The sequence below is a fragment of the Chryseobacterium sp. PTM-20240506 genome (genome assembly GCF_048296755.1).
In the GTDB taxonomy this organism is placed as follows: domain Bacteria; phylum Bacteroidota; class Bacteroidia; order Flavobacteriales; family Weeksellaceae; genus Chryseobacterium; species Chryseobacterium proteolyticum.
In genome coordinates this window covers 4,634,315-4,659,106 of record NZ_CP182581.1, presented here as the reverse complement: position 1 = coordinate 4,659,106, position 24,792 = coordinate 4,634,315, and the positions used below count along the sequence as shown (strand labels likewise).

Annotated in this window: 16 protein-coding genes; 10 read left to right on the top strand and 6 right to left on the bottom strand. The window is 37.7% G+C overall.

Going from position 1 to position 24,792, the window contains the following annotated elements; genetic code table 11:
- Positions 1 to 156: 156 nt before the first annotated feature.
- The gene (dnaE, locus tag ACNFU2_RS20915) at positions 157 to 4,821 is read right to left on the bottom strand and encodes a DNA polymerase III subunit alpha (RefSeq protein WP_273647345.1); all 4,665 of its coding nucleotides are present in this window, start codon (positions 4,819 to 4,821) and stop codon (positions 157 to 159) included.
- 236 nt (positions 4,822 to 5,057) lie between these two features.
- Between dnaE and ACNFU2_RS20910 the strand changes: the two genes are divergently transcribed.
- A complete protein-coding gene (locus ACNFU2_RS20910; protein WP_273647344.1) occupies positions 5,058 to 7,130 on the top strand; it encodes an alpha-ketoacid dehydrogenase subunit alpha/beta in 2,073 nt (690 codons plus the stop codon).
- A 223-nt stretch (positions 7,131 to 7,353) separates the two neighbouring features.
- Entirely contained in the window at positions 7,354 to 8,376 is a 1,023-nt protein-coding gene (locus tag ACNFU2_RS20905; RefSeq protein WP_172277172.1) for a bestrophin family protein, read from the top strand.
- 9 nt (positions 8,377 to 8,385) lie between these two features.
- Here ACNFU2_RS20905 and ACNFU2_RS20900 read toward each other — a convergent pair whose 3' ends face one another.
- Positions 8,386 to 8,844 (bottom strand): Lrp/AsnC family transcriptional regulator, encoded by a 459-nt coding sequence (locus tag ACNFU2_RS20900; protein ID WP_273647343.1) that lies wholly within the window; start codon positions 8,842 to 8,844, stop codon positions 8,386 to 8,388.
- Positions 8,845 to 8,989: 145 nt separating this feature from the next.
- Here ACNFU2_RS20900 and ACNFU2_RS20895 point away from each other — a divergent pair, with 145 nt between their 5' ends.
- On the top strand, positions 8,990 to 10,216 hold the full coding sequence (locus ACNFU2_RS20895) for an aminotransferase class I/II-fold pyridoxal phosphate-dependent enzyme (RefSeq protein ID WP_306611308.1): 1,227 nt from the start codon (positions 8,990 to 8,992) through the stop codon (positions 10,214 to 10,216).
- Positions 10,217 to 10,255: 39 nt separating this feature from the next.
- Here the strand turns inward: ACNFU2_RS20895 and ACNFU2_RS20890 are convergent, their stop codons facing one another.
- Entirely contained in the window at positions 10,256 to 11,260 is a 1,005-nt protein-coding gene (locus ACNFU2_RS20890; protein WP_172277163.1) for a glycosyltransferase, read from the bottom strand.
- A gap of 233 nt (positions 11,261 to 11,493) precedes the next feature.
- On the opposite strand from ACNFU2_RS20890, the gene ACNFU2_RS20885 reads away from it, so the two are divergent.
- Together ACNFU2_RS20885 and ACNFU2_RS20880 are read left to right on the top strand one after the other, a co-directional pair.
- Positions 11,494 to 12,504: an SDR family NAD(P)-dependent oxidoreductase gene (locus ACNFU2_RS20885; protein WP_273647341.1), complete on the top strand. Its 1,011-nt coding sequence runs from the start codon at positions 11,494 to 11,496 to the stop codon at positions 12,502 to 12,504.
- A gap of 45 nt (positions 12,505 to 12,549) precedes the next feature.
- Positions 12,550 to 13,356 (top strand): helix-turn-helix domain-containing protein, encoded by an 807-nt coding sequence (locus ACNFU2_RS20880; protein WP_172277157.1) that lies wholly within the window; start codon positions 12,550 to 12,552, stop codon positions 13,354 to 13,356.
- A 57-nt stretch (positions 13,357 to 13,413) separates the two neighbouring features.
- On the opposite strand, the gene ACNFU2_RS20875 is transcribed toward ACNFU2_RS20880, so the two are convergent.
- Complete coding sequence (locus ACNFU2_RS20875; RefSeq protein WP_273647340.1) at positions 13,414 to 14,844, bottom strand: endo-beta-N-acetylglucosaminidase H; 1,431 nt, start codon at positions 14,842 to 14,844, stop codon at positions 13,414 to 13,416.
- A 284-nt stretch (positions 14,845 to 15,128) separates the two neighbouring features.
- Here ACNFU2_RS20875 and ACNFU2_RS20870 point away from each other — a divergent pair, with 284 nt between their 5' ends.
- Entirely contained in the window at positions 15,129 to 15,824 is a 696-nt protein-coding gene (locus ACNFU2_RS20870) for a nuclear transport factor 2 family protein (RefSeq protein WP_172277151.1), read from the top strand.
- 37 nt (positions 15,825 to 15,861) lie between these two features.
- Here the strand turns inward: ACNFU2_RS20870 and ACNFU2_RS20865 are convergent, their stop codons facing one another.
- The gene (locus ACNFU2_RS20865) at positions 15,862 to 17,025 is read right to left on the bottom strand and encodes a THUMP domain-containing class I SAM-dependent RNA methyltransferase (RefSeq protein ID WP_273647339.1); all 1,164 of its coding nucleotides are present in this window, start codon (positions 17,023 to 17,025) and stop codon (positions 15,862 to 15,864) included.
- A 135-nt stretch (positions 17,026 to 17,160) separates the two neighbouring features.
- On the opposite strand from ACNFU2_RS20865, the gene ACNFU2_RS20860 reads away from it, so the two are divergent.
- From ACNFU2_RS20860 to ACNFU2_RS20845, 4 genes are all read left to right on the top strand, one after another.
- Positions 17,161 to 17,889, top strand: a complete 729-nt coding sequence (locus ACNFU2_RS20860; RefSeq protein WP_172277145.1) for a class I SAM-dependent methyltransferase — start codon at positions 17,161 to 17,163, stop codon at positions 17,887 to 17,889.
- Positions 17,886 to 18,611 carry a ZIP family metal transporter gene (locus ACNFU2_RS20855; protein ID WP_407933711.1) on the top strand — a complete coding sequence of 242 codons (726 nt, stop codon included), beginning with the start codon at positions 17,886 to 17,888 and terminating at the stop codon, positions 18,609 to 18,611. Before ACNFU2_RS20860 ends, ACNFU2_RS20855 begins: the two co-directional genes overlap by 4 nt.
- A 261-nt stretch (positions 18,612 to 18,872) precedes the next feature.
- The gene (locus tag ACNFU2_RS20850) at positions 18,873 to 21,614 is read left to right on the top strand and encodes a SusC/RagA family TonB-linked outer membrane protein (protein WP_418123013.1); all 2,742 of its coding nucleotides are present in this window, start codon (positions 18,873 to 18,875) and stop codon (positions 21,612 to 21,614) included.
- Positions 21,615 to 21,626: 12 nt separating this feature from the next.
- Positions 21,627 to 23,279, top strand: coding sequence for a RagB/SusD family nutrient uptake outer membrane protein (locus tag ACNFU2_RS20845; protein ID WP_273647338.1), 1,653 nt, complete (start codon positions 21,627 to 21,629; stop codon positions 23,277 to 23,279).
- Between the two features lie 88 nt (positions 23,280 to 23,367).
- Here the strand turns inward: ACNFU2_RS20845 and ACNFU2_RS20840 are convergent, their stop codons facing one another.
- Entirely contained in the window at positions 23,368 to 24,792 is a 1,425-nt protein-coding gene (locus tag ACNFU2_RS20840) for an OmpP1/FadL family transporter (protein WP_273647337.1), read from the bottom strand.

Sequence of the window (24,792 nt, the reverse complement as noted above, 5' to 3'; positions counted from 1 at the left end):
TCAATTACAAAATTAATTTTGAAGCCACTCATTATTAAAATCCACTTGAGATACCACAGAAAAAAATATTAACTTTTTTTAAACTATTTTTAAATATTAAATTAAATACCACAAAAAAAGCGGTCAAAAACCGCTTTTTTTTAATCCAATTATCTTTTAATTTAAATAAAATTCATATTTATTGAGCAACTGAATCTCTTTAATGAGGTCCCCATTCAGATCAACGGAATGTTTCATGGACTGTACTTCAATCTGTGAATCATCTTCAATATCCTTAATATAAAATTTAAACTTCTGATCTCCGCGGTTCCTATCCAGCACATTTCTGAAAAATTCCAGATCCTCAGGTCTGAAATCCATAACATCCATGACCAGAGAGATGCTTTTCGCAAATCTTTCAAATGCTTCCTGAAGTTCGATCACGTCATTTACATTAACAAAAACACGTCCGTCCTTCACCTGGGCGAATTTTATTTTAAAAATAACGAAACGCTGGACTTCCAGCTTTTCCTTTAGCTTCATATAATCTCTATCCCCTAATCTGAATGAATATGATCCTGAATAATCCTCAAGGGTAACGAAAGCTACTTTTTCACCACTCCTGAAACCATCCTGAACCCTGTATTCAGTAATCAGACCGGCCACAGTATATTCTTTTCCGCCACCTCCATTTTCTCTTTCCTTCTGTAAGGTTTTCCAGTCTTTTTTCTTTTCCTCAAATAGCTCTTCCTGCTTATTAGCGAAGGCTTGTTCCTTGTATGCATCCACCTCATCAAGGTTCAGGAATAAAAAGTTACCTTTTGGTTCTGCCTTTTTAACCACCTCTTCAATAATTTCTTCTCCTCCCAAAATCTCATCAGAAACAATCTCCGTTAAATCAACGGTTTCTTCCTGAGAATCTGCTTCAAGAATAGGGGCTTCATCTACAACCGCTTTATTATGTTCATCTTTTTCCAGAACAGATTTCTTTGAAAGGCTTCCCTGTATAAACTGGAACTGATATTTAAATTCATCCAAGGGATGCGCGGAAAGATAGAAGCCAATGATTTCTTTTTCTTTGTTCAGCTTATGCATATTTGGCCATTCCGGACAAGGTGCTAATTTAGGCTGTTCAATCTGAACCTCTTCCGCAAAATCCGCGAAAAGGGAATTTTCCATTTCATTCTTTCCTTCCTGAAAGCTCTGTCCATATCTTATCAAACGCTCCAGGTTTGTTTTGCCCGCGGCATCAATGTCAAAATACTGTCCCCTGTGAAACGTGTCCAATTCGTCAAATGCACCGGCCAAAACCAAACTTTCAGCCACTCTCTTGTTCATCTGTGAAGGTAAAATCCTTTCAAAGAAATCATAAATATTCTTGAATCTTCCGTTTTCTCTTTCACGCGTTATGGCCTCACTAGGGCCCTCCCCGATTCCTTTGATCGCTCCCAACCCGAAGCGGATCTGTCCTTTTTCGTTTACTGAGAATTTATATTGAGATTCATTAACGTCAGGACCTAATACATCAACTCCCATACTTTTACAATCCTCCATGAACATGGTAATGGAGTCTGTATTGTTAATGTTATTACTCATAACACTCGCCATATACTCTGCCGGATAATTGGCTTTCAGATAAGCAGTCTGATAAGCAATAAATGCATAGCATGTTGAGTGAGATTTGTTGAAGGCATATTCCGCAAAGGCTTTCCAGTCATTCCAGATTTTCTCCAGCCTTTCTTCGTTCAGGTTATTTTTTCTACCCCCTTCAATGAACTTAGGATACATTTTATTAAGAACGTCGATCTGTTTCTTACCCATCGCTTTTCTCAAAGTATCCGCTTCACCTTTTGTAAAATTAGCCAGCTTCTGGGACAAAAGCATTACCTGCTCCTGGTAAACGGTGATCCCGTATGTTTCCTTTAAATATTCTTCTGTTTCCGGTAAGTCATACACAATCTCTTCTATTCCGTGCTTCCTGTTAATGAAGTTTGGAATGTATTTGATTGGTCCCGGACGATATAAGGCATTCATGGCAATAAGGTCGGCAAAAACCGTTGGCTTAAGCTCCCTCATATATTTTTGCATTCCGGGACTTTCATATTGGAAAATCCCTACCGTTCTTCCTTCCTTAAATAATTGATAGGTCTTAGCATCATCAAGCGGAATAAGATCCGGATCAATATCTACATTATAACGAGCCTTTACAAGCTTCAATGCATCCTTAATAATGGTTAGAGTTCTCAGCCCAAGGAAGTCCATCTTCAAAAGACCTGCACTTTCCGCTACCGAGTTATCGAACTGAGACACCAAAATATCAGCATCTTTGGCCGCAATTGTTATAGGAACCAGGTTACTTACATCTTCCGGAGTGATAATCACCCCGCAGGCGTGAATACCGGTATTCCTGATACAACCCTCCATTTTTTTCGCACTCGCAAGTACATTGTGACGGGCATCATCAGGACTTTGAAGAACATATCTCATTTCATCAACAAGCATCTGCTCTTCCGGTTTCAATTTATCATATTTCGCCAGAGCTTTGGCAATATTCATTCCTGGTGTGGAAGGAATAAGCTTGGCTATATTATTCGTATCAGGGATCGGAACATCCAATACCCTTCCGGCATCCTTAATCGCAGATTTTCCACCCAGCACCGAATAGGTGATAATCTGAGCCACCTGGCTTTGTCCGTATTTTTCGATTACCCATTTGATCACCCTATCTCTTCCTTCATCATCAAAGTCAATGTCAATATCGGGCATGGATACCCTTTCAGGATTCAGGAATCGCTCAAATAGGAGATCATATTTGATAGGGTCTACGTTAGTAATTCCAATACAATAAGCAACTGCCGATCCGGCAGCCGAACCCCTTCCGGGTCCTACCCAAACTCCCATTTTACGGGCTTCATTACAAAAATCCTGTACAATAAGGAAGTACCCCGGATAACCGGTATTGGCAATTACTTCAAGTTCGAAATCAAGACGTTCTTTAATTTCATCCGTAATACCTGTATCCACATACCTTCTTTTTGCCCCTTCATAAGTAAGGTGGGTAAGATAAGCCATCTCCCCTCTTTTTCCTCCATCTACTTCATCTTCTGCATGGATAAATTCTTCCGGAATATCAAATTTAGGAAGCAATACATCCCTCTTTAATGTATACGGACTGAATTTGGCGAAAAATTCTTCATAAGCCTCAAAAGCATCAGGATAAGCCAAAAACGCTTCTTTTACCTCATCGGAATTTTTGATATAATATTCACCCGTCGCAAGACCTCTTCTCTTACCAAATCCTTTTCCTACAGGTGTTGAAAGCTTTTCACCATCTTTGATACAGCTTACGATATCCTGAATATTGGCATCATCTTTATTGGTATAAAAAGTTTCATTCTGAGCTAATATTTTAACATTATATTTATCTGCCAGATACAACAATACTTCATTCAAATGCTCTTCCTCTGGAAGCTTGTGATTCTGAAGCTGAACGTAGAAATCATCTTCAAAGGTATCTTTCCACCACTTAAACAATTCTTCCCCTTTCTGCTCACCCGTGTTCAGGATCGCGCTTGGAATGTCTCCCAGAATCCCTGAAGTCAGAGCAATCAGACCTTCCTTATACTCTGCAATCAATTCTCTGCTTATCCTTGGAACCCCAAAGTAAAATCCTTTAAGGAAACCAATACTTGAAAGTTTTGCCAGGTTCTTATATCCGTTAAAATCCTTAGCCAGCAGAACCACCTGTGTCCGTCTGTCCGGATCATCTTTTGTAAATTGTTTCTGTTCATAACGATCGGAGATATAAAATTCACATCCCACAACCGGTATCAACGGGTTAGAGACAGGCTCTTCTTCATTAAAATCCAATCCCTGCTCTTCAGCCTCCTGCTTCTTTGCAAGATATTCCTTATGTTTTTTCGATCTGTCTGAATTGGTAGCTTCTACGGCGGAAACAAATTTAAATGCCCCCATCATATTTCCCAGGTCGACCATTCCTACAGCAGGAAAATTATCCTCCGTGGCCTTATTGATCAGGTCAGAAATACTTGATGTAGCCGATAATGTTGAAAATACACTGTGATTATCAAAATGGAAATACTTGCCAAGATCAATTTCTTCAATACTTCCAAAATCAGATTGTTTTTTCTTGTTATGGAAATCCGCAACCTGCCTTCTGATTACGATATCAAACGGCTTAATAGGATCCGGATGTAAGGTTTTAAAATAAGCAAGCTGATCTTCTGAAATCTTCAACACATCAGAAGGAATTACTCCTATTCTCATCATTTCAAAGAAAACCTGAGCAGTAGCATTTACGTCGGCAGCTGCATTGTGGGCTTCATCAAACTTATTCCCGTATAATTTTTCATAGAGTTCTTCAAGTTTCGGCGGCTTAAATCTACCACCTCTTCCACCCCCAAGCTCACAAAAATTCGTTCCCAGAATCATCGTGTCTGCTTTAGGTTTTTCCTGAAGAATGTCCTTTATATTTTTTCTGAAAAGCTCAGCTCCTACAATATTGTAATCAAACTCTACATTGTGTCCGGAAACAACCCTTACTTTTTCTAAGACTGTAGAAAACTCTTTAAGAATCTCTTCAAGGTCTCTACCTTCTTCATTGGCAATCTTCGTCGTAATTCCGTGAATACGGGCTGCATTAAAGGGAATATCGTATCCCTCAGGCTTTATAATATAATCCTGATTTTCAATCAGCGTTCCGTCATCATCATGTAACTGCCATGCAATCTGCACCATTCTTGGCCAGTTATCGGAATCTGAAAGTGGAGCATTGAAATTCTTTGGTAACCCTGTTGTTTCTGTGTCAAAAACTAAATACATGTATTTTCTAGCTTTTTAATTAAAAAAGAGAATGTAAAGTTACTCCAATTTTTTTTGATCTGAATGAGTTTTTATCCATAAACGTCAATTCTGCCGATATAAATAATCCATAAAATAAGATAGCGCCTTACTTAATATAGGTAATACCCAGGGCAGAAAAATTAAAAAGAAAAATAGATGATCACAAAATACTAACAGTTGTTCGTATTTTGTTTTTTTATGTATATTTGCTTCCTATGGAAAATACACTTCACGAGAAAGTTTCTCAGGATATTTTACTTAAAGCTTATACCCATATGATGCTTGCCAAAGCCATGGCAGACATCTACGAAGAAAACAGAAATGTTTGTAAATATGTTCATAGTACTTCAAGAGGTCATGAAGCAATCCAGCTGGCTACCGCATATCAGTTAAAAAAAGAAGACTGGGTTTCTCCCTATTACAGAGATGAAAGTATTCTTTTGGGGATAGGATTTGAGCCATATCAATTGATGTTGCAGCTATTGGCAAAAGCAGAAGACCCTTTTTCAGGAGGAAGATCTTACTACTCCCATCCGTCCAGCAGGGATGAAAAAATGCCAAAGATCATTCACCAGAGCTCAGCAACAGGAATGCAAACCATCCCGACTACAGGTGTAGCACAGGGAATAAAATATATTCAGGATTTTAATTTACAGAATTTTGAAAACAACCCGGTTGTTGTGTGCAGCCTGGGTGATAATTCGGTCACTGAAGGTGAAGTAAGCGAAGCATTACAGTTTGCGGCCTTACATCAGCTTCCGATCATCTTCCTTGTTCAGGATAATGAATGGGGAATTTCTGTAACCAAGGAAGAAGCACGGACTTGCGATGCTTATGATTTCGTTGCAGGATTTACAGGTCTCAGCAGAATGAGAGTAGACGGAACTGACTTTGCGGAAAGTTTCGAAGTGATGAAAAAAGCTGTAGACTTTGTAAGGACCGAAAGAAAACCATTAGTGGTTTGTGCAAAAACGGTACTTATCGGACACCATACATCAGGTGTGCGAAGAGAGTTCTATAGGGATGATGAAGATCTTGAAAAGCACAGAGCTAAAGATCCGGGAGAGATCCTGAGAAAACAATTACTGGAAACAGGAGTCGATGAAGAATTACTGAAACAGATCACGAAGAAGGCAAGGCTTGAAGTTGAAGAAGCTTTTGACAGAGCTCAAAAAGCAGAAGACCCGAAACCGGAAACCGTAATGCAGCATATCTTTGCTCCTACTCCAATTACCGAAGAAGTAGGAACCCGTGAACCGGCAGGTGGAGAAAAAATCGTAATGGTAGACGCTGCCATTCATGCAATTCAGGAACTGATGTGGAAACACCCTGAAGCATTGCTTTACGGTCAGGACGTAGGAGAGAGAATCGGTGGTGTTTTCCGTGAGACGGTTACATTAGGTAAAAAGTTCGGAAGCAAAAGAGTATTCAATACGGCAATCCAGGAAGCTTATATTATTGGATCTACTGCAGGAATGAGTGCTGTAGGCCTTAAGCCGATTGTAGAAGTTCAGTTTGCAGATTATATTTATCCGGGTATCAACCAGCTGATCACTGAGATTTCAAAATCAAATTATTTAAGCAACGGAAAATTTCCGGTTAGTAATATCATCCGTGTTCCGATTGGGGCTTACGGCGGTGGCGGACCTTACCACAGCGGTAGTGTTGAAAGTATTTTAGCCAATATTAAAGGGATTAAAATTGCGTACCCGAGTAATGCAGCGGATTTCAAAGGTTTATTAAAAGCAGCTTATTATGATCCGAATCCGGTAATCATGCTTGAGCACAAAGGTTTATACTGGAGTAAAGTGCCGGGAACCGAAGATGCTAAAACAATTGAACCAGCAGAAGATTATGTACTTCCGTTTGGTAAAGGAAAGGTTATTATTGAAGCCGATAAGGATGAAACATCCAAAGGAAGAACGCTATTGGTGGTAACCTATGGTATGGGAGTTTACTGGGCGAAAGAAGCGGCGAAAAATTTCAACGGTAGAATTGAAGTGATTGATCTGAGGACATTAATCCCTCTTGATGAAGAACTTGTTTTCGAAAGGGTAAAAGCCCATGGAAAATGTATTGTTCTTACAGAAGAACAAATTAATAATTCATTTGCTGAAGCTTTTGCGCACAGAATTTCCAAAAATTGTTTTAAATATCTTGATGCACCGGTAGAAACAATGGGCTCTCTGAATACCCCGGCAGTGCCTATCAATCTGATCCTGGAAAAAGAAATGCTTCCTAATGCCGAAAAGCTCACGAAGAAAATAGAAGAAATGTTACAATATTAAATTTTATCTATAAAACACAACCTCTAATTATTTAGAGGTTTTTTTATGCTCTTTTTTTACTAATTTTAAAAAAGTATTTGTTTCCATTATATACTTGAATACAGATGATTAAAATTAAAAAACTACAAAAGAAGCTTATGATCGGTGCAGAATAAAGTCCATAACCTTTTTTTATGGTATTTATTTTGCTAAACAAAATCTTTATAAAAACACATCTCCTTCTATGATCACAACAAAATATTTCAACTATAAACAAATATTTAATCTTGCAGGTTCTCATTTAATATGGCTTACCGCATGGTGTACCCTTGTAGCAGCAATTTATTATTTCTTCAACTGGCAATGGATGATCATTCCTTGGGTACCGCTGGCATTAATCGGTACGGCAGAAGCTTTTTACGTAGGATTTAAGAATAACCAGGCATACGACAGGTTATGGGAAGCCAGAAAAATCTGGGGCGCTATTGTCAACTCAAGCCGTTCTTTTGCGGCAATGCTTTATGCTTTTGAAACCGAAGATGCTGATCATACCAATCTAGAGGAAAGAAGAAAAACAATTGCCTACCGCCACATAGCATGGTTATATACTTTCCGCGAACAGCTTCTTGCTCCCACCGAATGGGAACACATCAGTCTTAAAAAACATTTCGGCGCCATCAATATCAGACGTCACAGATTGATGAAAGCAGGATTTCCTGATTATGGGAGAACACCTATTTTTTTACATAAATATCTTTCTGCTGAGGAATTTGCCCTCCAAGCGGATTACAAAAACTTTGCAACCTTTCTAATTTCAAAACAGGCAAAAGAAATCAACGAACTGAAAAACGACCATACCATTTCAGATTTCAATCAGATGCAGTTACAAAGCTGTCTCAATCAGTTTTATGATTTTCAGGGACAGGCTGAAAGAATTAAAAAATTCCCTTCGCCCCGACAATTTGCGAGTACAGCATTCGTTTTCAATGTTATCTTTATTATGCTGCTCCCTCTTGGCCTTGTGAATGAGTTCGCAAAGTTGGGCGACTGGGGAATATGGACAAGCATCCCATTCTGCGTAATAGTGGGATGGATTTACATCGTAATGGAACTTGTAGGAGATTATTCCGAAAACCCTTTTGGAGGACTCATGTTCGATATTCCTATGTTATCCATCTGCAGAACAATAGAAATTGATGTCCTTCAGATCATGGGAGAAGAAGATCTTCCGGAACCAATCGCATCAAAGAACGGTGTACTTGTTTAGCAAATCTTTTTAAAGAATAATAGACGTAGTATTCTTCACCTCAGAGATCATAAAAGAACTGTGAGTGCTTGCGATGTGTTGTAAAGTTGTCAGTTTTGTTAACATGAAATTTCTGTAATCAGCTATGTCCTGTACGCAGATTTTAAGAATATAGTCATAATCGCCGCTTACATGAAAACATTCTGTAACCTCATGCAGATTCATCACTTCCTTCTCAAACTGGAGAACATATTCCTTTTTATGCTGGGTAAGTTTAACGTGGCATAAAACCATAAAATCCTTCTGGATCTTATGCTTATCCAATATCGCTACATATTTTGAAATGACCCCTGTATTTTCAAGCTTGCGTACTCGTTCATATATCGCTGTAACCGATAAACCAAGCTTATAAGACAGCTCTTTAGTGGTTTGTTTCGAATCTTCCTGCAAAAACAACAGCAGTTTCTTATCTGTTTCATCAAAGACCATAGATTTTTTTTTGGAAAAAAGTTATTTCACACAAATATAATAAACATATTTTCTACAATAATCCAATTTTATAGATTTATCCTCTAATATTTATCAAAACCATTGTAATAAAACTTAAAATAACTCAAATTTAAAAACAAAAACAATGGAAGATTTCAACGCAGCAAACGAAATACAGGACTTACAATACTTTGGAGAATTTGGCGGAGTAAATCCTTCAATTTCTGACAGTTCAACCTACACTTTTCTTTCAGCTAAAACAATGTTCGATACATTCGAAGGAAATGCAGAAGGTTGCTATCTATACTCCAGACATTCATCTCCAATGAACCTTTATCTGGCTCAGGCTTTAGCCAAATTGGAAAACACGGAAGCCGCCAATGTTACCGCATCAGGAATGGGAGCAATTACATCTGTACTTTTACAGGTTTGTAAAAGTGGCGACCATATTATTTCAAGCAGAACAATTTATGGAGGAACCTATGCATTTCTGAAAAACTTCCTTCCTCCTTTTAATATCGAAACCACTTTTCTGGATATCAATAATATTGAATGGATCGAAAAGTCGATACAGCCCAACACCAAAGTTATTTATTGTGAAAGTGTAAGCAACCCGCTCCTGGAAGTTGCAGATCTTAGAAAACTTTCTCAAATATGTAAAAAACACAATCTTAAGCTGATCGTTGACAATACATTCTCCCCTCTTTCAATTTCTCCGACTTTATTGGGAGCTGATATTGTAATTCATAGTTTAACAAAATTCATCAACGGAAGCAGTGATACTGTGGGAGGCGTTTATTGCGGATCACAGGAGTTTATCAACGATACCAAAAACGTAAATAACGGAGCTTGTATGCTATTGGGACCAACAATGGACAGTTTCCGTTCGGCCAGTATCCTAAAAAATCTGAGAACACTTCACATCCGGATGAAGCAGCATAGCTATAACGCACAATATCTTGCTGAAAAATTCGAACAGGATGGATTAAAAGTTTCCTATCCTGGATTGCCCTCTCATAAAAATTATGAACTCATGAAAAGTATGATGCATGAAGAGTACGGATTCGGAGGCTTGATGACTTTAGATGCAGGTACAACAGAAAAAGCCAATGAGCTGATGGAACTGATGCAACAGGAAAATTTAGGATATCTTGCTGTAAGTCTCGGCTTTTATAAAACATTATTCTCTTGCTCAGGCAGCTCAACATCATCTGAAATCCCTGAAGAGGAAAGAATTGCAATGGGAATATCTGACGGATTGATCAGATTCTCAATAGGTCTTGATCACGACATTGAAAGAACCTATCAAAAAATGAAAGAATGCATGGTAAAAACAGGCGTTCTCCACCATGAAAACACATCCATATACTAATCAATCATTGTAATAGATGCTGTTGAATTTCAACAGCATTTATTTTTTATGATAATGTTTTGGAAACGCATCTTCGGGCTTCATCCTGAACACATTGAGTAAAATCCATGATTTCAGAAATCCGTATCCATAAGAAAACATCTGAACATACGTAGAAATCACAGCCATACCGGCAATGCTAATATTCTTGGTAACCCATAAAGCGTGAAAGAAAACCAGAAAAGTATATAATCCATAAAAAGCAAGAATAATCCCTCTTCCCATTACAAAGTACTCTATAAAACCAAGAATATATCCTAATAAGAAAAGGCTGGGAAAAGCGAAGGAAATCTTCACATAATTCGGATGCCGCTGATTCAGAATAGGCCTTGCACAGCCAAACTGAAATACCTGTTTGGAAAATTTCCCAAAATCTACCCTGCGCTTATGATACACTGCAATATTATCGAAGAAAGCCGTAGTAAAGCCGTTTTCCCACAATGTCATAGACAGATCCGGATCCTCCCCGATTCTCATTTCAGAAAATCCTCCAACTTTATCGAAAACCTCTTTTTTCACTCCCATATTAAAACTACGAGGCTGAAATTTAGAAACGGATTTCTTACTGCCACGAATCCCTCCGGTAGTAAACACGGAAGTCATAGAATAGGAAATCGCCTTTTGCATCAGATTAAATCCTTTATGAGCCTTATCTGCACCTCCAAATGCATCACAGGGAATTTCCAGAATATCTTTCTTAATATTTTCTATATAATCATTCTCCACAATCACATCACTATCCACAAAAACAAGCCAATCATTTTCAGCTCGCTGAGCTCCGTAATTTCTTGACAAACCAGGTCCTGAATTATCTTTCCTGAAATACCTGATCGAAAGGATGTCATCAAAATTTTTAATCGTGGGTTTAAGATCAATCATAGAACCATCATCCACAATAATAATTTCAAACTCCCTGTCTGTTTGTTGAGTCAGAGAGTTCAGCAGCTCGAAAAGCTCATCTTTCCGGTTGAAAATAGCGATAACGATGGAAATAGTAGGTTTCAAATTGAAAATTTGTCAAAATTAACCATTCATAAAAGAATTAGCAAACAGTTTAACAGGTATTCACCTAAATTAACACCAATATGGTAGAACAGATCTTTATTACAAAAGAAGAGGTCATTACAGCAATTTTTCGATGAGTGTGCATGAAATTTTAAACAAAGTAAATTGACATTTTAAACAAATTACCAGATTCCTGTACGCTATACCTTTGTCATATCAATAAAAATAAAAACATGATACAAGACAAAAATGTACAAAGTCCGATCCATTCCGGTTTCAATGCACAATCAACAAGCTGGGATGTTATTAAAGGAATTGATCTTACTGGAAAAACGGTTATTATTACCGGTGGATATGCAGGAATCGGCCTTGAGACTACGAAAACTCTGGTTTCGGCAGGTGCGCAAGTCATCGTTCCTGCCAGGGATATTGAAAAAGCAAGGAAAAACTTGTCAGGAGTTCAAAACATTGAATTTGAATTACTGGACCTTATGGATCCTCAATCCATTGATGCTTTTGCAGAAAAATTTATTGCTTCAGGAAAAAAATTGGATCTCCTGATCAATAATGCCGGAATTATGTGGGTTCCGCTCCGTAGAGATAGCCGCGGAATCGAATCACAGCTCGCCACCAATTACCTGGGACAATTCCACCTTACCGCCAGATTATGGCCTGCCCTAAAAAAAGCTAACGGAGCCAGAGTAATCAGTGTTTCATCTTATGGACACCAGATGGCACCATTTAATTTTGAAGATCCTAATTTTGAGCATCGGGAATATCAAACCCTACTCGGATATGGCCAGTCAAAAACAGCATGCAATCTTTTCGCTGTAGAGCTTGACGCAAGAGGAAAGGCATTTAATGTAAGGGCTTATTCCGTCCATCCGGGTTCTGTATACGGAACTGATTTAGGAAGAGAAGAACCCATAGACCTGTTCAAGCAAATAGGTACCCATGACGAGGATGGAAACATAAAACCTGAAGTGGAAGCCAGATTAAAAACCATTCCCCAGGGAGCAGCAACAACAGTATGGTGCGCCACAAGCCCTCTTCTCCATGACATCGGAGGAGTGTATTGTGAAAACTGCGATATTGCAGAGATAGATCACGGACAAATTGAGCACCGGTTTGATGACCCTGCCACTATACGAGGAGTACAATCTTATTCTCTGGATAAACAAAATGCTGAACATCTCTGGAAACTTAGCGAAGAAATGATTGGAATTCCATTCAATATAGGATAAATATACCTTGAAAATGAATAATTTTGTTATTGAAAACTAGAAGCAATGGATTTTCACATCAAATACATCACACCGGATATTAAGCTTTCTTCCTATGAAGATAAATTATTTAAAACTGAAACTGTTTTTGAATATCATATGCTGGTGTGGTTTATTTCCGGGGAAACGAAGATCATCCAGGCCGATCGCTCTTATCATTTTACATCGGGAGACATTTTTCTTATTCCGAGGAACCAATTGGCAACAATTATTAATTATCCTAAAGACGGCCGCCCCCATAAAGCAGTAGTAATGCATCTGACGACAGACCGTTTAAAGCAGTTTTATTCAAATATGGATATCCAGGATTCTGTAATCCGGAAAGAACCTGAAATCTTCAGTTTCAGCAATCATCCTTTATTACAAAGTTGCCTTGCCTCATTAATACCCTATTTTGAGATGACCCAAACTTTCCCGGAACATATCGCATCACTGAAAATCATGGAATCAATCAGTATTCTACGGGAAATTAATCCGGAAATTGACACTGTTTTAGCTGATTTTGAGGAACCAGGAAAAATCAATCTCGTTGATTTTATGGAGAAAAATTATATGTTCAATATGCCTTTGGAACGATTTGGTTACCTTACAGGAAGAAGTTTGTCCACTTTCAACCGGGATTTCCGAAAAACATTTCAAACCACACCTCAGCGGTGGCTTACCCGTAAAAGACTTGAATTAGCTCATTACCACCTTGCTGAAAAACATAAGAAACCATCAGATATATTTATGGAAGTAGGCTTTGAGGATTTATCCCACTTCTCCTATGCATTCAAAAAGCAATATGGCTACGCTCCATCCATGATCAGATAAAAATAAAAAGGACAGACTCCATGTTGAAATCTGTCCTTTTACATGTAAATTACCGGATTATAATTTTACCAACTTCCATTTTTGTGCATTTCCTGTATTTGCCGTCCAGATCTGAATTTTTGTTCCGTTAGCTGAAGAACCATTATTCACATCCAGATTAAAGCCTGATGCGTGAGCAGGTGACAAAGTATAATAATCATTTCCTACAGATGTTATTTTCCATTTCTGTGCGTTGGTTCCATTATCAGTATAGATTTGCACCTGGGTTCCGTTTGTTGTCCCGGAATTGGATACATCTAAAGATTTTGTGGGTGCATTCAAAGGTTGGAGCTTATAATACCCTCCTCCCACGTCAGTAATTTTCCATTTTTGTGCCGTATTGCCATTGGATGCCCATAGCTGAACTTTTGTTCCATCTGTAGTACCTGCATTCAAAACATCCAGCATGCTTGTTCCATTGGTCGCAGAAACCAATTGATAAGTGGCCCCCGAAGTAATTCCTGTCGTAGGTGTTGTTGTCCCATCTCCATACACTGTATTTTGTCCATACAATATACTTGTAGCATTGGTAAAATAAGAAGCGATATTGGTAGCTCCAAGGTCATAATATAAAAATACGCCATATCTGTCATCTTTGGTTCTCTGTGCAAAATTTGAAACCGTAGAAGTACTTGTATAGCTGGAAGTTGAAGAGTTTACGTTGACAGCCGCAGCCCCTTTATGAGCGCTATCAAGGCCTGGGATATTAGGTGCTGAGTATGTACTGTAATAAGGGTTCCATGCATAATCTACCTTTGACCCAACAGTGACCCCATTATAGGAAAGGTTGCTTGCAGAAGGTCCGATATTGTAAAAAGAAATAATTTTATCAGGAAGTAAGTCTCTAAGCGCCGTTACAAGGTATACAAATGAAGACTGATTAGCCTGCCCTGTTCCATTGGCACCATAATTTGCATATTCATCATCAAAATCAATTCCGTCTAATCCGTACGTATTTACAGCATCAGCCAGTTCCTGAGCAAAAGCCTGTGCGGCAGCCTGGCTGGGAAAGTTAGCAAATCCTGCTCCCTGATGATTTCCCAGAATGGATAACATTACTTTAATACCCTTATCCTGCAAAGGTTTTATATAGGTATTTTTATTGCTGAGCACGTTGGTTACCTGAGGATTAAAATACAAATAAGCCTTTTGGGTTGTCGTATTATAATTGATGTTGGCGGCAAAAATAATTGCCACGTCAAAAAGTTGTCTTCCGTCTGCCAGTTTATATTTACCAACTTCCCTGATATCATTGTTGTTGACCTCAACATACATTACGGAAAGTGGATTCTTACCAAAAGCAGCCACTTTAGAGGTTAAACTACTCTTTGCTGATAAGGAATTTTCCTGTGGCGTTACTGAATCATCCAAAGGATCGGAATTACATGATATAACGCTGAAAACACCTATCAACAGAATAAGTAGGGATAGTAAGCTAATTTTTTTCATAATAAAAGTATTTAACTGTTTATTACGAATCTAAAATAAACCTTAACAATTAATTAATAATAAATTATCAAAATCATCTATTATTTTATCAATGAAAATATAAAACAGATATCAATATAAAATCAAACTACATTAAAACGTTTTAAAGTTGATAATATAAGAGGAAAATTTATCATATTTGTCTTACAACATAGAAGCCTACTGTAATGAGAAAATATATCCTAATATTATTTATTTTAATATTTACCTTGAGGACAATTCCCGGTCAAAATACTGAAACTTTAATGAAGGAAGGAGTAAAAAGTGATAGCATGTTCTGGGTAGCCTACAACAAATGCAATGTGAGTGAAATGATGCGTTTTATTCCTGCTGATGTTGAATTCTATCACGATAAGGGAGGAATAACAAAAGGGGACGAAGCATTAAAAATCACATTCCAGAAAAACCTTTGCGGAAATAAGGATTTTCATTTAAGGAGAGAAGCAATTGATAAGACTGTCAGGGTTTTCCCAATGAAAAAAGACGATAAGCTGTACGGTTTAATTATTTCCGGTGATCATTATTTCTACATCAATGAAACGGGTAAAAAAGAATTTAGGGATGGTTTGGCCAAGTTCACTGATCTTTGGATTTTAGAGAACGGAAAATGGAAAATGTCCAGGGTTTTAAGTTATGACCACGGCCCGGCACCATACCAAAATGAAAGAAAGGAAATACCTTTAAAGGATCAAATTCTGAAAACCTATCAAGGTAATTACAATAGCAGGAAAAACGGAATTATTAGCGTTGAACCCAAAAATTCCATCCTGAATCTGACCGTTGGAGGTAAAACGCTTTTACTTTATCCGGAAACAGAAAACAGATTCTTTACAAAAGAAAAGGATCTTGTGTTTGAATTTGTAAAAGAAAAAAATAAGATCATAAAAATGAATGTTTATGAAAACGGGAATCTTATCGAAGAAGATTATTTTACGAAATAAATAAAAAGCCTTCCAATAAGGAAGGCTTTATCTCATTTTATTGATTTTCCAGTTTATGTACCTTTTTAGTTCCCTCGTACATTTCGTATTGTAAAAATCTTGTCTCCAATTTTCCGTTGAAGAGCTTAATCTTTCTCGAAGGACGAAGTCCTATTTTCTTTACCGCTTCAAGGTCTGAAGAAATCAGCCAGGCTAAAGTATTCGGGTAATGGGTTTTAAAAGTATCTCCGATTTTCTTGTAAAACTCATCATCATTAATAGAGATTCTTTCATCATATGGTGGATTGAAAACCATTAATAAAGGGAAAAGTTCTTTTTTAGACTCAAAAAAGTTTTGCCTCTTAACTTCAATTACATCTTCCATTTCAGCCGACTCGATATTGGTACGGGCAGCGTTAAGCATTCTTCCGTCTATATCGTACCCTACAATTTTACCCTGAAATTCTTTCACTCTATTGATTCTGAATTTCTTGATCTTGGTAAAAAGATCATTATCATAATTATTCCAGTTTTGGAACGCAAATCTTTTCCTGAAAATCTGTGCAGGAAGATCCATAGCAATCATTGCTGCTTCGATCAGAAGAGTTCCTGAGCCACACATCGGATCCAGAAAATTTCCTTTTCCGTCCCATCCGGCAAGCTGAAGCATTCCACTTGCCAATACCTCATTAATAGGTGCCTCACCCTGTTCTTTTCTGTATCCTCTTTTGAATAAAGGATCACCTGAAGAATCCAGAGAAATTGTTACTAACTCCCTGTCGATATGCAAATGAAACTTGATATCAGGACTTTTAGGCTCCACATTAGGGCGCTTTTTGAATTTTTCCTGAAAGTAATCCACAATAGCATCCTTCATTTTTAATGTAACAAATTGTGAATGCTTAAAGGTCTCTGAATTTACGGTAGCGTCAATTGCAAATGATTGATCCACATCCATAAACTGCTCCCATTCCAGCTTAAAAAGCTTGTCATAAAACTGATGCTGATTAAAAGCCTTGAATTCAAAAACCGGTACCAGGATCTTCAATGCCGTTCTTGCCGAGTAATTGATTTTATAAAGAAAACCTAAATCTCCTTCACAGTTTACCGCGCGGTTTTTAACTTCAACATTTCGTCCTCCTAATTTTTTAATCTCTTCAGCTAAGATCTGCTCCAATCCGAAGAAAGTTTTTATCTGAATTTTTATATTTTCTATGTCCATAAATAGTTATTAAAAGATTTAATAATTTAAAAATTAAAAGATTAGCCTTCCAATATTTTGATTAATTGAATTTTTCAATCTTTCAATCTTAAAATACTTTTCCTTTTACCGCACAAATTTAGTTATTTTTGCATTATGGAATGGTTTGAATCTTGGTTTGATACCCCTTATTATCATTTACTTTATAGCAACAGGGACTATACGGAAGCTGAAAACTTTATTACAAAGCTTACTCAAAGTCTTCAGCTGCCGCCTTCTTCTAAAATTATTGACCTTGCCTGCGGAAAAGGAAGACATTCCGTATTCCTTAATAAATTGGGATATGATGTCTTGGGGCTTGATTTATCAAGACAAAGTATTGAGTTTGATAAGCAGTTTGAAAACCAAACCCTTATTTTCGATGTCCATGACATGCGAAACCCTATCGATGCAGATCCTGTGGATGCCGTTTTTAATCTTTTTACGAGTTTCGGATATTTTGACCAGGAAAGCGATGATAAAAAAGTTTTCCAATCTGTTTACTCTGTTTTAAAGCCTGGAGGCTATTTTGTTCTTGATTATCTGAACGAAGAGTACGTAAGAAGTAAAATTGTTCCGGAATCAGTCATCAACCGCGGTGATATCGATTTTAAAATCTGCAAAAAAATTGAAGGAAGACATATTATCAAAGACATCCGGTTTGAATCTAAAGGAAAGCCTTATCATTTTTTTGAGAAGGTAAAGCTACATACACTGGAAGAAATCAATTCCTACGCTTCAGAATGTGGCTTTGAACGATTGAAAATCTGGGGTGATTATCAATTGAATAGCTTTAATAAAGAAACGTCACCACGCTGTATCAATTTATTTAAGAAAAAATCATGATCATAGTCCTTTTACTGATTTTAAGTGTAATCGCAGGAGTATTTCTTGGAAAGCATTTTGGTAAAAAAGAAAAACTGGCTAAAAATCTTTTGATTCTGAGTGCAGGGTTTCTTATTACCATCTGTTTGAACGAGGTTTTCCCACAGGTTTACACTTCAGAAAAAAGTAATATTATAGGTATTTTTGTAATTCTGGGTGTCTTATTACAAATGATTCTGGAAGCTTTAACCAAAGGGTTTGAGCATGGTCACTTTCATCATCATAATGATCATAATATACTTCCCGTTGCTTTAATGGCCGGATTGTTTGTCCATGCATTTATAGAAGGTATTCCTTTAGGAAATGAAAAAGAAGTATTATCACCCTATCTACTTGGTATCGTTTTTCATAACATTCCTATTTCATTTATTTTGGGAGCCTTTTTATTCAACAGAAAGGAGGGAGAGAAAAGATCACCGTATCCTACCTATATGATCATTGCATTATTTGCGCTCGCCTCTCCTATGGGAATGTTATTGGGAAATTATTTCAATCCGGAGTTACAGCCTTATTTTCTGGCAATTGTCGGAGGAATTTTCCTGCATATCTCATCAGTAATTATTTTTGAAAGTAATAAAAACCATAATATTGACTGGACGAAAATAGGTTTAGTAATCCTTGGTATATCACTTGCCTTGATCATGCACCTGTTTCATTCACATTCGGTGATTTCCGGCCATTAGGAACAGCCCTATGTAAATCCGGCCTTAGTTGTATTTAAAAATCACTACAATTTATTCATAAAACCCTGACTAGAGGAAACTTATAATTAGCAAGATAATTCCTTTTATAGAGAAAATTACGGAAAACAAACAATTAAAGTGCATAATACATCGCACAATCAAACAATTAGTTAATTCTTTTAATTATTCATAATTTTTACATCAAATTAATATTGATGTAATTTTTTTTGTACTTTAGCCCCGCCACTAAATCACTTACGTATGAATAAACGAACTAAACGTTTGACAACAGCTGTGTCCTGTTTTTTATTATGCGGTATTTTATCCGCCCAAACGAATAAAAAAAAAGACACCCTGAGGGAAAAAAGCATTGAAGATGTTGTAATTGTAGGATACAAAACTCAAAAAAGATCGAGTCTTACAGCAGCTGTCTCAATTATTTCTGACAAAAAACTAAAAGATGCCAATACCTCTGATGTATCAAGTCTCTTACAAGGAAAAGCCGCAGGAGCACAAATTATGCAGGGAGGAGGCGGTCCGGGATCTTCAGCAACCGTAAAAATCAGGGGTACCGCTACCATCAACGGTCCAAGCCAGGCATTATGGGTCGTAGACGGTGTAATGATGAACGGAACTCCCAATCTGGATCCCAATCAAATCGAAAGCATCAACATTTTGAAAGATGCGACATCAACAGCCTTGTATGGTTCCAGGGGAGCAAACGGAATTGTACAGGTCTTCACAAAATCCGGAACAGCAGGAAAAAGCACGATGAATGTTTCTGTAAACAATTCGTTTAATACATTCAATAACGGGCGCTTCAAACTGATGGATGGTACCCAATTATATGATTATTTCACTTCATTAAAAAATGCCCCTTCAATCCCTTCCGAACTCAGAAATCCTGGATATAACTGGCTGAAAAACGGCACACAGACGGGAGTAGTTCAAAACTACACCATTGATTTCAGAGGAGGCTCTCAAAATTCAAGGACGTACATTTCCGGAAACTATTATGACGAAACCGGAACTGTAAGAGGATACGACTATAACAGATTGTCATTCAGGATCAATCATGAACATACCGTAAAGCCCTGGCTGATATTAAAACCCAAAGTGAGTCTATCATATACCAGCGGAAAAGACCGTCAGGGTTCTCTGTATCAGATGTACCTCAATATGCCTTGGGATAATCCAAAAGCCCCGGATGGAAGTCTCATAAACCCTAATTCATATAGTGGAACATGGTATGGAAGAGATTACTCCAATTACCTTTACGATTTGCAATGGAACTATGGTAAAAGTAATCAGCTGGATCTGATCGGGAATTTTGATGCTGAAATTAAATTTACAGATTATTTAAAGTTTGTTACTACCAATAATGTCACCTACAGAAATTATGACGATATGTATTATACCGATCCGAGATCCATTGCGGGGGATAGTAACAAAGGTGAATTAACAGAATCCTATTCCAAAGATGTAAGCAAATTCTTTAACCAGATGTTGAGATTCGACAAAGATTTTGGAGTTCATAACGTAAATGCTTTAGCAGCCTATGAGTATAACGACAGAATATATAAGGTTTCCAGAGCCGGTGTATACGGAATTGTTCCGGGAACAGACGTCTTCGACAACGGAGCAACGACAGGAAGAAAGCCCTCAGGCACAAAATATGACAGGGCATACAATGCATTTCTTTTCAACGCAGAATATGTATACGATAAAAAATATTTCATTCAGGGTTCTTTAAGAAGCGAATCTTCTTCTGCATTTGGTGCCAGCCAGAGAAATGGATTATTTTATTCATACAGTTTAGGATGGAATATTCACAAAGAAAAATTTTTCGGAGTAAAACCAATCAACGAATGGAAATTAAGAGCCAGCAGGGGACTTGTAGGAAATACCCCAAGTCCTAATTACGGATGGCAGGACCTCTATGCGCTTACTCAGATGTACAATGCTCAGATAGGAGCGACATGGTACCAGCTAGGCAATCCTAATCTAACCTGGGAGTCGATTTATCAGAACAATATTGGTACGGATATCCGGGCATTCGATAACCGCCTGACCCTGAACGTGGATTATTTTAATAATAAAACCAAAGATCTTCTGATGCTCGTTACCCTTCCGTCATTAACAGGAGTCGACAGACAATACCTGAATGTAGGAGACGTAAGAAATAAAGGATGGGAATTCAATGTTAATTATGCTGTCATTAAATCTGAAAATGTGAACTGGGATATTGGTTTCAATATCAGTACCTACAACAACAGGGTTCTTTCAACAAGAAACAACAGCATCCAGCTTCTATCCAATAATCAGGTCGCTATTGCCGGAAACGATGTTACTTCATTCTATATGCGAAAATGGATGGGGGTAAATCCTGATAATGGCGCAGGGCAATGGGAAGTGATTAACGCTGATGGAACCAAAAGTGTTACATCTAATTACAATCAGGCCACACTGCAGATTGTAGGCGCTGCTACACCCGATTATTATGGATCTTTCAGTACCAATCTTACCGTAAAAAGGTTTTACCTTAATGCCAATATTTATTTTTCGCAGGGAGGACAGATTTACAACTCCTACCGGGAACTGTTTGATTCTGATGGCGCTTATCCTTACTACAACCAAATGGTCCTGAAGGATAGCTGGAACAGATGGGAAAAACCTGGAGATATAGCCACACATCCTGTAGCAATTTTCAACAATAATACACTTACCAACAAGCCTTCTTCAAGGTACCTGGAAGATGCAAGCTATATGAAATTAAGATCCCTGAGGTTAGGATACAATTTTCCAGATTCTTTAGCGGAAAAACTTAAAGTCTCTTCGGCAAGTATTTATATCATGGGGGAAAATCTCTTTACCATTACTAAATTTTCCGGAGTAGATCCGGAAGCCGGACCTGCAGATAACCAAACTACCTATTCCGGAACAGCAGGCGCAATTTATCCTATCCCAAGAAGATTTTCTCTTGGTTTCACCTTCACCTTTTAAAACTTAAAAAACATGAAAAAGATATTTTTAGCACTTATCGCACTAACATCGGTAGCTTGTAATATAGACAGGTCTCCATATGATTCAAAAGAGTCTGATACCATATTAACAGATCCAACAGGGCTGCAGACCATTACTCTCGGAAACTATGCTCTTTTGAAAGGAGATGCAACAGGAGGAGGATTTTTCAACAATCTTTACAGAGTGGGTGAATATGGCGGCGATAATATTGATATCAGCGGTACGACCACCGACCAGTTCTTTTATTATTATAACTACAGAAGTATTAAAAATAATGGCCGCTCCAATACGATATGGAATGCAGGATATAAGGCTATCATTGGATGCAATAAAGTTATTTCCAAATTTGCCGAAGGAAAAGATACCAATACCGATCAGCTGATCGGGGAAAATTATTTTCTAAGGGCCTACGTTTATTTTTCTTTGGTAAATGTATTTGGAAAACCTTACAATCAGGGAACCGGCAATCTGGGAGTACCATTAAAAACATCGGATGATGTAAACGAATTACCGGGCAGGGCCACGGTAGGTCAAATTTACGATCAGGTAGTCAATGATCTGAGAAAAGCGGAACAATTGATGACTCTCGATAAAAACAACACCTACGCATCTAAAGAAGCTGCTCAAGCACTGCTATCCAGAGTGTATCTGTATATGGAAAATAATGATAAAGCTATTGAATATGCTGATAAGGTGATTAATTCCGGAAAGTATATGCTATTGTCTAATTCCGAACTTCCTTCTTATGCCACGAAAACTCCTGAAACCAACAAAGAAACCATTTTTGCATTCAAATATAATAAAGATGGTGATTACAGTGATGGCTGGTACACTATAGGATCCATGTATGCCAATATTCAAAATGTAGGCTGGGGTGAGATGTACGCGTCTTCTTCTTATCTGGATCTGATCAATCAAAATCCGCAGGATGCACGATTGAAGTTCATTTCTCCGAAATATGCAACCCCATCTGTTCCTGTTGCTTATTGGGTACAACAAGGTACAAATGCTTCCGGAGGAATAACTTATAATTACACTTTTCAGAAAACATTCCAGCAGGGCGGGAATACCTATTTCACGATGAATAATGTTAACTATCTGGTGCAATCAGAAATTTTGCCTACCAAAACGAATTATTACTTTATTAATTCTAATAACGTAAAAGTTTATGTAAATCTGGACAATGATATGGACAAAAGAAACGGTTATCCGAAATTCTATGTTTTAAAATGTTCATTACAGGAAGGAGTTCCTCAATTATGGTCACCTGTTATTTTGAGATTGGCTGAAATGTATCTGAACCGGGCCGAAGGCTATGCTAAAAAGGGAAATTCAGCTTCAGCACTGGCTGACGTAAACACGATCAGAACAAGAGCGGGAATTCCAGCATATCCTTCAGTTCCATCAGGACAAACTATTTTAGACTTGGTTCTTCAGGAGAGAAGACTTGAAATGGCTTTTGAAGCACATAGAAAATATGATGTCTTCAGAAATAAATTAAGTCTCGACCGTAATTATCCGGGAACCCATTTAAACGGAAATAATCCCTTTTATACGGTTCCTTATACCAGCAACAGAATTATTGAATATATTCCTGAACAGCAGATTCAGATCCAGCCCAATCTGATCCAGAATCCTGATTAATCAGATCTTACTTCAATGCATATAAATTAAAAGCTCCGAATTAAAAATTCGGAGCCTCAATTTAATCACTTGCTACACAATCCGGAAATTAGAATTTCCAGCCGACTGTAAGAAAGAAGTTATCTCTGTTGCTTTTCACACTGGAAACAACGGATGTTGGTGTATTTACATCAAAATCACCTGAATAATATCCTGTTCCCAGGTCAGCACTCCCTCTCAGGAATGGGTTATTATATTTTGAGCTGACATTCTGATACGCTGCATCCACATAGAAGTTTCCAAAATCATATCCGATACCTGCTCCTATCGTATTTCTTTCTCCCAAAATCAAATTACTATAGCTGTTATCCCCTGCAACTCCTGCATTGGAATAAGAACTGATCGTAAAAGCATCAAAAGGACTTGATGTATAGGAATATCCACCTCTTATTCTAAATGCCTTAATTCTGTATTCCGCACCTACCCTTACTTCCGATAGGTTTTTATAATTGTCACTGAAGAAAGAATTCAATTCTCTTTCCGCAGCACCTTGTACTTCATATTTAGGTTTGGTAAGTCCTAAAGTATAGTCTACGTTAATGGCAAAATTCTTATTGGGAACAAACGCACCACTTACAGTAGCCTTCATTGGGGACCTGAAATTTCTGTCTTCCACATAGTTGTCATAATTGATCCCGTTACTTCCGTCATAATATTCGCGGAAGACCCTGTCGATATTCCACCAGGTCGGTGTTTCAATAGATGCTCCCAATCTGAACTGATTGCTTAATTTTCCGATAACCCCTACTGTTGCTGAAAAACCATTTGATTTTTCCGAAAACGGGGTATACTGCTTATCAAAAGTATTCACCGATCCATCCAGATTAAGCCCGAATAAAGCACTGTCATACTGATCGATTTCAGCGTAATGCATATTAATGCTTGCTCCCAGATAAAGTGAATTGTTATAGTTCGCACCTACACCCAGGTTAAATTTGGTCTGATTACCATATCTGTTATAAGCATGCCCAAGGTAAGACAGGTTACCTACCACAGGATTTCCATTAGAATCTAACAGGTTTTTGGAGATCACTACATTGGAATTCCCCGGGCTCTCAACATAATTCTCAAGAGACTGCGTTGATAGATTGGCACCGATATTAATGAACTTCCATGGTGATTCTGTCATCAGCTGGATCGTTGCAACACCACCAACATTTCCAAGCGTAAATTTATTTAATTTATAATCTGTTGAAGATCCAGCCAGAGAGCTGGTATTTTTAGTATTGCTTAAAAACAACGTTGCCGATACATCTCCCGCAATAGCAACACCTAATCCCGCAGGGTTTGTCATCAATGAAGTAGCATCACCTCCAAGTGCCCCGTTAGAGCCGGCCATCGCATTAAATTTTGAAGAACCTATTATCGGAGTGTTAGAATAAACATCAATCGAATTCCTGATTGTAGAAATATCCTGTGCCTGCACAAAGTAAGCAGCAGAAATACCTAGTACTACTAAAGATTTTTTTAACAT